The 13,407-nt window shown below is 39.1% G+C and carries 13 protein-coding genes; 7 read left to right on the plus strand and 6 right to left on the minus strand.

Features of this window, described 5'->3' with window-relative positions:
• The first annotated feature begins 239 nt into the window (after positions 1 to 239).
• The 6 genes from IEZ33_RS01660 to IEZ33_RS01685 all read left to right on the plus strand — a co-directional run bounded on the left by IEZ33_RS01660 (position 240) and on the right by IEZ33_RS01685 (position 7,990).
• On the plus strand, positions 240 to 1,724 hold the full coding sequence (locus IEZ33_RS01660; RefSeq protein ID WP_191602001.1) for a bifunctional metallophosphatase/5'-nucleotidase: 1,485 nt from the start codon (positions 240 to 242) through the stop codon (positions 1,722 to 1,724).
• Positions 1,725 to 3,698 (plus strand): GGDEF domain-containing protein, encoded by a 1,974-nt coding sequence (locus IEZ33_RS01665; protein WP_191602002.1) that lies wholly within the window; start codon positions 1,725 to 1,727, stop codon positions 3,696 to 3,698. It abuts the gene before it with no gap.
• A gap of 46 nt (positions 3,699 to 3,744) precedes the next feature.
• Positions 3,745 to 4,932 (plus strand): GAK system CofD-like protein, encoded by a 1,188-nt coding sequence (locus IEZ33_RS01670; RefSeq protein ID WP_191602003.1) that lies wholly within the window; start codon positions 3,745 to 3,747, stop codon positions 4,930 to 4,932.
• Positions 4,933 to 5,047: 115 nt separating this feature from the next.
• Positions 5,048 to 6,067, plus strand: coding sequence for a response regulator (locus IEZ33_RS01675; RefSeq protein WP_191602004.1), 1,020 nt, complete (start codon positions 5,048 to 5,050; stop codon positions 6,065 to 6,067).
• Complete coding sequence (locus IEZ33_RS01680) at positions 6,067 to 7,026, plus strand: GGDEF domain-containing protein (RefSeq protein ID WP_191602005.1); 960 nt, start codon at positions 6,067 to 6,069, stop codon at positions 7,024 to 7,026. The genes IEZ33_RS01675 and IEZ33_RS01680 overlap by 1 nt, the downstream gene beginning before the upstream one ends.
• Positions 7,027 to 7,075: 49 nt before the next feature.
• Positions 7,076 to 7,990, plus strand: a complete 915-nt coding sequence (locus IEZ33_RS01685; RefSeq protein ID WP_191602006.1) for a D-hexose-6-phosphate mutarotase — start codon at positions 7,076 to 7,078, stop codon at positions 7,988 to 7,990.
• Between the two features lie 26 nt (positions 7,991 to 8,016).
• On the opposite strand, the gene IEZ33_RS01690 is transcribed toward IEZ33_RS01685, so the two are convergent.
• The 5 genes from IEZ33_RS01690 to IEZ33_RS01710 form a co-directional block, all read right to left on the minus strand.
• The gene (locus IEZ33_RS01690) at positions 8,017 to 8,745 is read right to left on the minus strand and encodes an amino acid ABC transporter ATP-binding protein (RefSeq protein WP_191602007.1); all 729 of its coding nucleotides are present in this window, start codon (positions 8,743 to 8,745) and stop codon (positions 8,017 to 8,019) included.
• Positions 8,732 to 9,382, minus strand: coding sequence for an amino acid ABC transporter permease (locus IEZ33_RS01695; RefSeq protein ID WP_191602008.1), 651 nt, complete (start codon positions 9,380 to 9,382; stop codon positions 8,732 to 8,734). Before IEZ33_RS01695 ends, IEZ33_RS01690 begins: the two co-directional genes overlap by 14 nt.
• On the minus strand, positions 9,379 to 10,041 hold the full coding sequence (locus IEZ33_RS01700; protein ID WP_191602009.1) for an amino acid ABC transporter permease: 663 nt from the start codon (positions 10,039 to 10,041) through the stop codon (positions 9,379 to 9,381). The genes IEZ33_RS01695 and IEZ33_RS01700 overlap by 4 nt, the downstream gene beginning before the upstream one ends.
• A gap of 5 nt (positions 10,042 to 10,046) precedes the next feature.
• On the minus strand, positions 10,047 to 10,847 hold the full coding sequence (locus IEZ33_RS01705) for a transporter substrate-binding domain-containing protein (protein ID WP_191602010.1): 801 nt from the start codon (positions 10,845 to 10,847) through the stop codon (positions 10,047 to 10,049).
• 328 nt (positions 10,848 to 11,175) lie between these two features.
• Positions 11,176 to 11,952, minus strand: a complete 777-nt coding sequence (locus IEZ33_RS01710) for an exodeoxyribonuclease III (RefSeq protein WP_191602011.1) — start codon at positions 11,950 to 11,952, stop codon at positions 11,176 to 11,178.
• A gap of 115 nt (positions 11,953 to 12,067) precedes the next feature.
• Between IEZ33_RS01710 and pyrE the strand changes: the two genes are divergently transcribed.
• The gene (gene pyrE / locus IEZ33_RS01715) at positions 12,068 to 12,715 is read left to right on the plus strand and encodes an orotate phosphoribosyltransferase (RefSeq protein WP_191602012.1); all 648 of its coding nucleotides are present in this window, start codon (positions 12,068 to 12,070) and stop codon (positions 12,713 to 12,715) included.
• Positions 12,716 to 12,784: 69 nt separating this feature from the next.
• Here the strand turns inward: pyrE and slmA are convergent, their stop codons facing one another.
• On the minus strand, positions 12,785 to 13,378 hold the full coding sequence (gene slmA, locus IEZ33_RS01720; RefSeq protein WP_191602013.1) for a nucleoid occlusion factor SlmA: 594 nt from the start codon (positions 13,376 to 13,378) through the stop codon (positions 12,785 to 12,787).
• Between the last annotated feature and the right edge of the window lie 29 nt (positions 13,379 to 13,407).

Genomic DNA, 13,407 nt, shown 5'->3' on the forward strand with positions numbered 1-13,407 from the left:
TCTCGCACTCTTGAACGCCACGACACTTGGTTTATCAATTTATGTATTGAGTAAAAGGTCTTGTTCATTTTAGTTTTTTAACGGCTTACATTCTCAACAATTTTTTACTCTGATTATTAAATGTACTGTTCTTTTCTTGAACAGAACCCAAAACAGGTTACACTTATAGCTAATCGATTCTCAATATTTTGGGTTATCAATCAAACCATTGATTGTATTGTTTTCGCCATTGGATATGTATGAAATTTACTAGGCAAGTACTATTTGCGTTGACTGTGTGTATTACCTTGTTGAATGCAACAACCTCTTTTGCTGTCACCCTTCTTTTTACGTCTAACATCCCCGATATTTTTCAAAGTGATAACGAAGCAAATATCGCTAATTTAGCTGGATACATTGATAGCGTAAGAAACACATCAAAAGAAGACGTTATATTTATTCATGGAGGTGACAGCTTATTTCCAAATGCATTGTCAGTCTATGATAAAGGTGCTCACATGATTGATATTCTCAATGTGATGGAAACAGACGTTTTTATGGTAAACCAAAGGGAGTTTGCAAAAGGTTTGGATTCCTTGTCATTGCGTACTGGAGAAGCTAATTTTCCGATGGTGTTATCGAATATCAAAGATTTGAGAACCATGCGGCAAGTTGAGGGTACTTATCCTTATTTTATTTTTGAAACTCAAGAAATGTCGCTTGGTGTTTTAATGATGATGGCGCCAACCGTTAATTATCGCTACTTACGGGGAACGGCTTTTGTTAGAGATCCTTTTGAGGAAATGCGTAAACTTTCCGCAAAATTAAGACAAGAAGGCGTGGATAAAATTATTGTCGTAACAGAAGCCGATGTCATCATGGAATACCCTGTTTCAGACATGACTATGGTTGATTTAGTTTTAACCACTCATGAAGGAAAAGATGAGGTTGATTTTTCGATGACGCCTCTTTATGCAAAAGGAGGTGGCAATGACGCAGAGGTAATCGAAATCCATCTTGATAAAAACAAGAGCCTGTCAACGGCCGATATTGTGAATTATTCCATGGTACCGGAAAGCCATAAGGTTCGAATGGTGGTAAATGGTTACATTAACCGTCTTTCCGTAGTATTGGAGCAAAAGGTTGGCACTATCTCTACACCGATGCACTCGATTAAACGTTTTGTTCGAACTGAAGAAAGTGCCTTAGCTAATTTATTTGCTGATTCTATTCGAGCCTTCAGAAAGACCGACTTTGCCGTAATCAACAGTGGTTCAATTAGAGGGAATAAAGAATACGAGAAAGGAACTGTTTTGATAAGAAAGGATATTTTCAAAGAGCTTCCTTTCGGAGGCAGAGTCAATGTTGTAAACATTACTCCAGCCGAATTAAAGCAAGTAATGGAGCACTCATTAAGCGATGTAGAAAATGTTTCCGGTCGTTTCTTACAAATTTCGGGCTTTGAAGTTCTATATGATCTAAATAAACCTGTGGGCGCACGAGTTTTGTCCATTACTCAAAAGGGTCACCCTTTAGAAAAAGACAGCTATACCTTAGCAACGGATGATTTTATTAAAAATGGCGGCGATAAATACGATGTGTTTAAAAGTAAACCCGTCATTTCTTATGCGGTCGAAGATCCTTATGTTTGGAGTGCCGTTGTTACTTTTATAGAAGAGAAAAAAACCGTTTCTCCTAAAATAGATGGGCGATTAAAGAACATTAATTTAGGAACCGTGCAATAAATGTCTGTTCATATAAAGCAAAACCGTTTTTTTAAAATTAGCTGGAAAATTATATGTTGCTTTTTACTGATCATAATCTGTTTGGTAACGATCAGTTTCATTGCTTTTGAGCGATTAAATGTGTTTCAAAAAAATGCTCAATATAATGAAAGGGTGAGTGTACCAAATTTTGAAAAGCTTTCTAGTTTAAAACTGAATGTCACACTTTTGTCTTCTCTTAGTAGAGAGCTCATAGAGGCTGATTCATTAGCAAAGTTACGAATTTCTTATAAAGCGATTGATGACTTAATAACGCAGATTCGACAAGAGCTCAACTTAATGGAAGATCAGAATTCCGCTCAAAAATTAAATTCATTGCTTTCTGTTCTTGCACCTGGTTTGACTAAGCTCTATGAGCATCAAATTAAACATCTTCAACTAGATAGCCAGATCGTCAGAAAAGTATCGTCAATTTTAGAATATTTAGAAAATAAGCAATTAGACAGCAGCAAGCATTCTTTAGACGTTTTTTACGCTTGGAATGATATGACGTATAAAATCTCTCGGTCTATATTTGACCTAATTATTAAAAAGCGTAAGTTTGAAATTATCGAAGCACAGTCACGCTTGTTACATTATCTAGCCTTGTTAAACAATCTTAATTTAGAAAATGACGTAGAGACTATTTCATTTATACGTTCTGCAATTGAGGGCCCTTTAGGTCTAATATTCATGTTGGATAGACGCAGTGATATTCAATTTAAGCTTGTTGGTGTAGCGACACAAAATAGCATTATTTCGGATAATATGTTGGATAATGTCGCAAGCTTGTTTAATGACACCAAAGTTGATCTCTCTGAACAAGCGTCTCAGCTGGTGTCTGATGCGACTAATGCGCAATTTCGTTTGAATATTATGATTTTTGTAAGTCTTCTCGTCATACTGTTGAGCTATTCTGTTTTAAAGTATCAGTTGTTTGATCGTATTCGCTTGTTACGGAAACTGCTGTCATCAGGCCAGTTAACGAGTCAGCAATTAATGCAATTTAATGATGCTAATGAAGTCGGGGAGGTAGCGGATCAATTAAGACAATTTTTATTAAAGATAGAAACTCAGCAATTAACGATTACCATGGTGAGCAAACAGCTAGCCGATGTCATTCAGCACTCGAATTTGCGTGTAGCGGTACTGTGTAATCAAGAGATTGTGTATCACAATGAATATTTTTCTGAAGTATTCTCCTTAGACAAAATTGAATCAATTGATCGTTTACCAAAGGCATTTCATTTTATTAAGTATGACGATGTCGTTTGTCATGAAAATGAGGGGTCTATCGTTTTAATCGAATCCTATTACGATGACATTTGCCATCGATGGTTTGATTTAATTGGGGCTCCAATTACCTGGGAAGAGCAAGAGTCCTTGTTATTAAATTTAGTTGACGTAACGGATCGACAGCATGCAGAGGCTCGATACGCAAGGAACTTATCAGAAGTTGAGGATGAGTCTTTTAGAGATTCGTTAACTGGGCTTTTTAATCGTAAAAAATTTGATACGTTAACCAAAGACCTTTCTTATAATAAAAGTTCGAATGAGTTTGCTGTGTTAGTTTTTGATATTGATTTCTTTAAAGGGTATAACGATGTGCTTGGGCACTTAGAAGGGGATGAGGCACTAAGGAAAGTCTCTGATGTTTTAAGAGAAATTACCCCAGAAAACGGATTGTGTTTACGTTACGGTGGGGAAGAATTTGTTGTTGTGTTATTTGATATCACACTAAAAGAAGCCTGCATTGTCGCAGAAAATGCGTTGCATTCTATCTGCGAAATGGCGATTCCTCATCCAAGTGATCAATGCGAGCTATTAACGTTTAGTATTGGCATCGCTCAGAGCGCTGAATCGCACCATGATTTCTTACAATGCTTTGATTTAGCCGATAAAAGGTTATACCTTGCAAAGTCTAATGGCCGTAATCAGTTTGTCTTTACTCATTAGTTATAATTGACCTCACTTTTCTTTAAGTAATAAGATTTTTATATTTATGGATGACACATCATTAGTTTGGCGTAAATTTATTTTTCCCGATCAAATCAGAATTCAGCGCTGCAAAAAAATGCCTGAGTTAGGACCTCAAATTTTATTTTTTAGTGGCGGTACAGCACTGAATAAAATCAGTCGAGCGTTAAAATACTATACGCATAATTCAATCCATCTAGTGACACCGTTTGATTCTGGAGGCAGTTCCGCTCGTTTGAGAGAAGAATTTACCATGCCGGCCGTTGGTGATTTGAGAAGCCGTTTAATGGCGCTTGCCGACGAAACCGTCTTGGGTCAACCAGACGTTTTTAACCTTTTTAATTATCGATTAGATAAGCAGGGGCAAGCCGCGGAACTGAGGAATGAATTGGACAGCATTGTAGCAGGCACTCATGAGTTAATTCAGCCAATAACAGAGCCTATGAGACAACTGATTCGAACCCAGTTGGCTATCATTCTATCGAAAATTTCTAGCCGTTTTGAGTTAAGAGGAGCCAGCATCGGAAATTTAATAATAGCTGGCGGCTATTTGAATAATCAGCAGCAATTGGACCCCATTGTTTTTTTGTTTTCGAGATTGGTTAAGGCGTTAGGTACGGTTCAGACAATCGCTGATTCAATTTATTGTCTTGCCGCTGAATTAGAAAATGGGGAAATTGTTATAGGTCAGCATAATATTACAGGCAAGGAATCCGACCCATTACGGAGTCCTATAAAACGTATTTTTTTAAATGAATCTCCTGTTTCTTATTGCCCCATACCATGCGAGATCTTACCCGATCGAAAAGACATGATCATAAATGCAGACATTATATGCTATCCTCCCGGTAGTTTTTATAGCAGTGTGCTCGCTAATATACTGCCATTAGGCGTTGCCGATTCCATACTTAATAATCCAAATTTAAAAGTGTATTTACCGAATTTAGGTGTTGATCCAGAGCAACTTGGAATGGGGCTGTTATCTCAAGTGGAAGCCATTATCAAAGCGGTATCAAATGGTTCTACTTTGGATGCAAAGGGGATATTGGATTTCTTAATATTAGATGAGGCTCATTATCAGAGTGAGACGACGGAAGAATTAGACACTATTAGGAAATTGGGTGTTGGTATTTTAGTGGCACCCTTAGTGAAAGAGGCATCATTATATTATGATGAAGAGGCGGTATGTCAATTTTTGGTCTCTTTAGTATAATTTGACCTTTATACGCTTTAACAAGTAGTCTTAATTAAGTTTAGGGAAGGGTTTATGTTCGAGGTCTTCTTGTTAGATCTAAGTTTGTGAATTTATTAATTATTAGAGAGTGTTTATGAGTGTTAATGTTCTAATTTGTGACGACTCGAATATTGCTCGAAAGCAGCTGGCTAAATTAATTCCTAAGGATTGGGATGCGAAAATACACTTTGCTGTAAATGGTATGGAGGCTCTTGATATTATTGGTTCTGAAAGCATAGATATGATGTTTTTGGATTTGAATATGCCAGTAATGGATGGCTATTCGACTTTAGAGCATTTGCAAAAAAGATCAGTAAAACTCAATGTTATTGTTGTTTCTGGTGATATACAGCCCCAAGCATTAGAGCGTGTAAAAGCATTAGGCGCTTTGGATTTCTTAAAGAAACCAGCCACTCAGCAGTCTATTAAAATAGCACTGGAGCACCATAATCTCTATCAATCATCGGGTGATCCAAGTAGCGTTAAGATCAAAAAGACTGATACAAAGTCCTCTCCTGAATTCTCATTAAATGATTGTTTGCAAGAAGTTTCTAACATAGCAATGGGTAATGCTGCGAGTGTTTTGGCTGACATGTTAAATGTGTTTGTGAAACTCCCTGTTCCCAATGTGAATATGCTTGAGGCCAGTGAATTACAGATGGCACTAAGTTATGGCGAGAAAGACAATCAATGTTCTGCCGTATCCCAAGGCTACGTCGGCTCCGGCATTGCGTTTGAAGCATTACTCATTTTTTCTGATTCTAGTTTTCCAGATATGGCGAAGCTTCTTAATTACAGTGATGAACTTGATCGGGATGCAGAAGTTGAGTTGCTAATGGATGTGTCTTCCGTTCTGATAGGGCCGTTTATGTCGGCGTTAGGTCGGCAGTTGAACATTGACTTTAGTCATAGCCATCCTGTGTTATTAGGTCAACATGTTCCAATTCAAGATTTAATTAATGTTAAACGAGCTCATTGGAAGCGAACGTTAGCTGTTGAAATCGTTTATGAAGTTGAAAATTACCAAATAAGTTGTGATCTTATGTTGTTATTTACAGAAGACTCTGTTGGTGTGCTTGAGAAGCTACTTTCTTATTTAGCTGAGGAAGAATAATGTCCGATACATCGAATGAATTGTTTGAGCTTCACTGGCTTTTTGACATGCTGCACAACATTGATGTTGGCTTGGTTGTATTAGATACCAATTATGAGGTTCAGCTGTGGAATAGTTTTATGGAGAATCACAGTGGCGTGAGCTCTATTACAGCTAAAAATAAATCTTTATTCAGTGTTTTCCCTGATTTAAATGCGGAATGGTTACAAAAAAAATTAGATAATGTAGTGGCACTACGTACGCCAATCTTCATTTCTTGGGAACAGCGTCCTTTCTTATTTTCATTTAAAAGCTATCGTCCAATCACTGGGATAGCGGAAAAAATGTTCCAAAATGTCACCATCCGGCCTTTGAGTCATGTTGACGGCTCCATTAAATACGTCTGTATGGTTATTTATGACGTGACTGATGTGGCGACAAATAAAGCCGCATTGTCCGCAGCGAATCGCAAACTTCATGTTATGAGTACATCAGATGCTTTAACGGGGTTGAAAAATCGCAGCAGCTTAGATAAAGCATTGGATATGGCCTTTAGAAGTTTTCGAGCCTCTCCTACCTCCGAGCACTCCTTAGTCATGATCGATATTGATTTTTTCAAAAAAGTAAATGATCAATATGGTCATCAAACGGGTGATCTTGTCTTAAAAGAAGTCGCAAATACGCTCATTAAAAGCTCTCGAAAAGGAGACTTCGTTGGTCGCTTTGGTGGGGAAGAGTTTGCCATATTATTGCCTAATTGTAGCGAAGATAATGCGTTCATCTATTGTGAAAAGCTCAGAAAGCAAATTGAAGCGTTAACTATCTCATCTCCAAAAGGCGATATTAAAATTACCATGAGTTTAGGGGTTTCACAATTAAGTGAAGACGATTCAACCATCGCAACGTGGTTAAGTAAAGCGGATGATGCCTTGTATCAAGCAAAAGAAAAAGGGCGTAACCAAACTTTAATTTTCAAATGATGTCGAACCTAATTAGTGTGGAAAAATATGTTTGAAGTAGGAGCAAAAGATGGATAGCCAGCTGATTTCAGAGTTGGAAGCAGTAGGTGGTGAACTTTTTGCTGCAAGTTTTAAAGGGTGTGATGAAATTGTAATAGACCAGCCAGGTTTTACTGCAAAGATTTCTTTATGGGGAGGGCACTTAACCAGCTTTGTTCAAAACTCGTCTGAAGACCTTTTGTTTCAATCCTCGAATGATGGTTCGGACAGCCGTTTTGGTAGAAAACATTTTGGGGTGCCTGTATGCTGGCCTTGGTTTGGGGCTAATTCAGAATTTACGGATTTACCTGCCCATGGACTCGCTCGTTATTTTCGTTGGGAGCTAGAAGACGTCGGCCGTTTTAAAAACGGTGATGTAAAAGTGGTTATTAAACTTGAATCAGATAAGCATCCTCTGATTGAAGATATGTGGCCTCAGGCATTTGAGTTAAAACAAATTTTTCGTTTAGGAGATGGTTTTCAGGTTAACTTTTCTGCCGCTAACCTTTCCAATGAGCCTGTCCAAGTTTCTGAAGCATTTCACACGTATTTTCATGTTGGTGACAGCCATTTGTCTGTGGTTAAGGGTCTAGATGGCTTAGAGTATATTGATAAGTTTATGGGGGGGCAGCATCGGCAGAAGAGAGAGATATTTCCTTGCACCTTTCTTGACCGCATTTATCTAAATGCACCGTCTGTTACTTATTTGGATGACCCTGTTTTTAACCGACGTATTTCTATTGTTACCGAGGGAACCTCATGTGTTGTCGTTTGGAATCCTGGTGAAGAACTGTCGAGAGAACGTAATGATATGCTAGACGAAGATTATCGATCTTTTGTCTGTGTAGAAAGTGCGAATGCGTTAGCTAAAATGCACACTGTTGGACCACGAGAAATTTATCATTTAAAAATGAAAGTAACCTCAAAGACACTGATGAATTCTTGATAAACGTTCATCAGTGTCTTTGAGGTCTATAGGACCGAATTGACGAAGAGTTTTAATTCTTCTGTCTGTGGTTTCTCAAATATGTCTTTTGGTGGGCCTTCTTCCCAAATTTTACCTTGATTCATAAACACCACTCGGTCACTTACATCACGCGCAAAATTCATTTCATGAGTGACCAGAATTAACGTAATGCCTTCTTCGGCGAGCTGTTCTACTACTTTTAATACCTCACCAACTAATTCAGGGTCAAGTGCTGATGTAATTTCATCACACAGAAGCACTTTTGGTGACATGGCTAAAGCACGGGCAATAGCAACGCGTTGTTGTTGCCCTCCTGACAGCTGTTCAGGGTAACTGTCAAATTTATCGGCAAGCCCTACTTTAGTAAGCATTTTTTTAGCAACGTCACGCGCCTCTTCAGAAGACTGTTTTAACACAATGGTTGGGGCCAGCATAATATTTTGCCCCACAGTTAAGTGAGGGAACAAGTTGAAGTTCTGAAATATCATCCCCACACTTTTGGCTAATGCTTTTACCTGAATTTCCTCCGTTGTGACTTCTTTGTAGTCAACGGTAATTCCTCCTTTTTGATAGGCTTCTAAGCCATTCATGCAGCGTAATAGTGTGCTTTTTCCTGAACCACTTCGGCCAATGATACAGATCACTTCTCCCTGTTTAATAGAAAGGTTTACCCCTTTTAATACGTGGAGGTCCCCGTAATATTTATGAACATCATTAATTTTAACGAGAGGCATTGAATTTTTTCTCCAAGAATTTACTTGTCCAAGATAATGGATAACACAACATAAAGTAGATAATGGCGACAAATGTAAACACTTTAAAAGGTTCAAATGTTGCGTTGTTTAGCATTGACCCCGCCTTTGTCAGTTCAACAAATCCAATGACTGATGCCAAAGCGGTACCTTTCACAACTTGTACAGAGAACCCTATAGAAGGTGCTAAAGCGGTTCTAATAGCCTGAGGTAGAATGATATAACGTAGAGTTTGTAAGAAATTTAACCCTAGGCAGCGAGACGCCTCCCATTGCCCCTTTGGTAAAGTATCTATACACCCACGCCAGATTTCGACTAAAAATGCGCTGGTAAATAAAGTTAAAGACAAGGCGGCCGCGTTCCAAGCTGATATCTCAATGCCTATCATGGACAAGCCAAAGAAGCATAAAAACATTTGCATAAGTAAGGGCGTACCCTGAAAAACTTCGACATATATCCGGACAAAAATGGATAATAACGGTGTTTTATTCAATCTTGCCGCCGTCAATAATAAAGCAACGGTTATGCCGCCAGCAAAAGCGGCTAGAGACAATAGTATTGTCCATTGGGTAGCAATTAATAAATTTCTTATGATGTCAATGTTAGAAAATTCAATCATTTAGTTACTCGATAAGAGAAGACTCTTCTTCCAATCATGTTAAATGCTTTACGCATTAAAATGGCAAGTAAAAGGTACAGCCCTGCCGTGATTAAATAACTTTCAAAGCTTCTAAAATTACGTGACTGAACTAAATTTGCAGCGTAAGTTAAATCAGGAACGGATATCTGAGACAGTACAGCCGAGCCAAGCATAACGATAATGCATTGGCTTGTGAGAGCGGGGTAGATTTTCTCAACCGCAGGCACCATAACGACTCTAAGAAGTGTTTGTTTAAAACTTAATCCTAGCACTTTCGCGGCTTCCCATTGACCTTTAGGCGTTGTTCCTAAACCCGCTCGAATAATTTCCGTACTGTAAGCGGCAAGGTTTATCACCATAGCAATCATGCCTGCTTGCCATGGTGATAACATAACCCCAATTGATGGTAGTCCAAAAAATATAAAAAATAACTGTACGATAAAAGGTGTGTTTCGAATCAATTCCACATATACAGAAACCACGCTGGCAAGTAAAGAGGAACCGTATTGACGGGCGGTTGCTAGAACCGCCCCCAATATTAAGCCTAATAAAGTTGAATACAATGTCAGCTCAACCGTTGTTAGCAAGCCTTTTAGGAACTGGTCTGTATAAGGCAATAAATCCGAAAAGTTTAGCATTGTGTTTAAGCTCCAAAGCCTTCCGGTAGAGGTGCTTTTAACCATTTCATTGAAATGTTGTTAAGTGTCCCATCCGAAAATGCTACTGCAATAATGCGGTTAACTTCAGATTGCAGTGCGCTCTCACCTTTCATCATGCCGATATAGCAAGGAGATTCTTTCAACATGAATTTGCTTTCAGGGGCTCTGTTAGGTTGCTTTTTAGCAATTTCAGCCGCGACCAAATTCCCCGTGGCGATCAAATTAACTTGACCAGAAAGGTAGGCAGATAATGTCGTATTATTATCTTCAAAGCGCTGAATGGTTGTATTTTTTGAAACAATTTTTTCTAATTCTAGGTCTTCAACGGCTCCGCGTGTTACACCAACCGTTTTATTTGTCAGGTCGTCTACACTCTTAACCTGTATTTCTTTATCACCAAATACACCTAAAAAGAACGGTGCGTATGGCGTTGAAAAGTCAATGGCTTTTTCTCGTTCAGGGTTTTTCCCAAGGCTGGAAATGACTAAATCTGCTTTTTTAGTTTGAAGATAAGGAATGCGGTTGGCACTGGTAACAGGAATTAACTCAAGCTCTACGGACAGTTTGTCAGCGATGTATTGAGCCACATCAATATCGATGCCTTGAGGCTTAAGGTCTAAGCCAACGGACCCAAAAGGAGGGAAATCCTGTGGTACCGCAACGCGTAAAACCTTTCTATCTTTAATGTCTTGTAATACATCCGCTTGGACTATGGTGGCCGTTGAGAGAGTGGCCAAAGAAGCGGCAATAAGAAGTGTCTTTTTAAGTATGTTTTTGAGTTTCATTGTCTTTTTCCTTTTATGCACTTTAAGTTGAAATAACGAATGAAATGTAGTTTGCAACAGTTGTGCCAGCATAAAAAAATAATTTCACTTAGTTCTATAAGTAAATGAATGCTATAGAAAACTTCTTTTTTATAACCGAATGGTCTAATTTGTAGGGCGCGTTACAGGTGCCGTTCAGCTTTATGTACAGGTTTTTTTTGGTGCATCAAAGGAGCGTTTAGAGTGCTAGTGCACTCTATTCGCTATTTTTTTAACATAAAAAAAGCCCCGTCTGATGATCGTCAGCGGGGCCTATTTAGAGCGAGTAGATTGGCTATTTAATTATAGGTTAGTCAATATTGTATTCCATGACTAATGGTGCATGATCTGCAAAGCGTTGGCCTTTATAGACACTACCGCCTTGAATTAAGTGTTTTAATTTGGGTGTGGTGATTTGGTAATCCAAACGACCACCTTCGTCTAGTTTCCACGCTCGTTCATAGTCTGGCCACCAAGTATATTGCTTGTCTTGCTTATTCACTTGACGAAATGCATCTATGTATTCTAATTCGTTGAAGATTTCATTAATCCATTTTCTTTCTTCCGGTAAAAAACCTGAATTTCTTTGGTTAACAAACCAACTGCTGACATCGATAGGTGATCGAGCCACATTGGCCGTACCACAAAAAATAAACTCTCTACGTTTGCGTCGAGTTTTAATCAAATGGTTTTTTAAGCCTTCCATGAAACGGTACTTATGTTCTTGTAAACTTGCTTCATGATTGGATCCATGAGGGGTTAAGAAAGAGCCAATACTGACGTTCTCAAAATCGGCTTGAATAAACCGACCTTCAAAGTCGCACTCAGGGAAACCCATGCCAGTCATAATGGCTTTTGGCATGCTTTTGCAATAGATTGCCACACCAGCCGTGTTTGGATCCTCCATTGAATCAAAGAAATACGTATTGAATCCTGGCGGGAAAAAAACACTGTCATTCAAACTGCGTTCGTCAACTTGTATATCTTGCAAGCATACAACGTCTGGGTTCTGTCGAACCATCCAATCAAAAAAGCCACGTTCGGCTGCTTGTTTTATACCATTTACATTAAGGCTAATGACCTTCATTTCTGGTCCCTATAATTCGAAGCCGTGTGTTATATTACCAACCATAAACTTTTGGCACGGATAACACGAGTTAAAGCGTGTTGTTTTTTACATTTTTATCTTTCTGGAGTTGGTTATGCAACCTTACCAAAAAGAATTCATTGAATTCGCTATTTCACAAAACGTCCTAAAATTCGGTGAGTTTACACTCAAATCTGGCCGTACAAGCCCTTACTTTTTTAATGCAGGCTTGTTTAATTCAGGTCAAGCACTGGCTAAGTTAGGCCGTTTTTATGCGGCGGCACTTATGAATGCAAATGTCCCTTTTGATGTTCTTTTCGGGCCTGCCTACAAAGGCATACCGCTAGCAACAACGACCGCTGTGGCGCTTTATGACCACCATGATTGCGATACACCTTATGTCTTTAACCGAAAAGAGGCTAAAGCGCACGGTGAAGGTGGTTCATTAGTTGGTGCTCCTTTGTCTGGCGATGTCATGATCATTGATGATGTCATCACAGCAGGTACGGCCATTCGAGAAGTCATGGCCATCATTCAAGATGCAAAAGCCCAACCTGCTGGTGTCTTGATCGCGCTCGACAGACAAGAAAAAGGTAAGGGCGAATTGTCTGCAATTCAAGAAGTTGAACGAGATTTTTCAATACCTGTCATCAGTATTGTGTCTTTAAATGACATAATGACTTATCTTGAAGAGCAACAATCTTCAGAACTTTCGCAACACTTACCTTCTGTTAAAGCATACCGTGATCAGTACGGTATTTAAACACCGTTTAGCCGATAGAAGCGGATAATCAGCCTCTATCGGTATTTTATCTTGTTGTACCATGAATAACTATCGGCTTACCATTAAGTTTTTCGCTATGGCATTCCATTGATCGGCCCACATTGTCGTTGGCTTGTTCTTGAATTCGCTGCGAACATATTGTCTCACTTTCCCTTCGATAATCGCGATTAAGAGTTCGGCATTAGCCGCCACGCCTGCTACAGGCTTTAACCCTTCTTTCAGATCGGCTTCACGAATGACTTGTTTAAGTTGAGTCTCAATTCGATCAAACAGTTGGCAGATGCGGGTACGTAAACGCTCTGTTTCCCCAGCAAGAACATCCCCTGTCAGTAAGCGGCACATGCCAGGGTTCTGCTCTGCAAAACCCAGCACCAACGACAGTATCATGTGTAAGCGAGCATTTACTTGGTTCTCTTCGTGTAAAATCAAATTAATACGAGAAAAAATGGTTTCTTCAATAAACTCAATGAGCCCCTCGAACATCTTAGCTTTACTTGGAAAGTGGCGGTATAAAGCGGCCTCAGATACGCCAACTTGTTTTGCTAGAGCCGCTGTTGTTATGCGCGCACCTGGACTGCTCTCAAGCATTTGAGCGAGTGATTGTAAAATTTGGGTTCGACGATCCGTTTTTTTCACTGTCATTTTATTCTCGTTCTAACTTGCACAATGTT

It is taken from the genome of Marinomonas algicola, assembly GCF_014805825.1.
Taxonomy (GTDB): Bacteria; Pseudomonadota; Gammaproteobacteria; order Pseudomonadales; family Marinomonadaceae; genus Marinomonas; species Marinomonas algicola.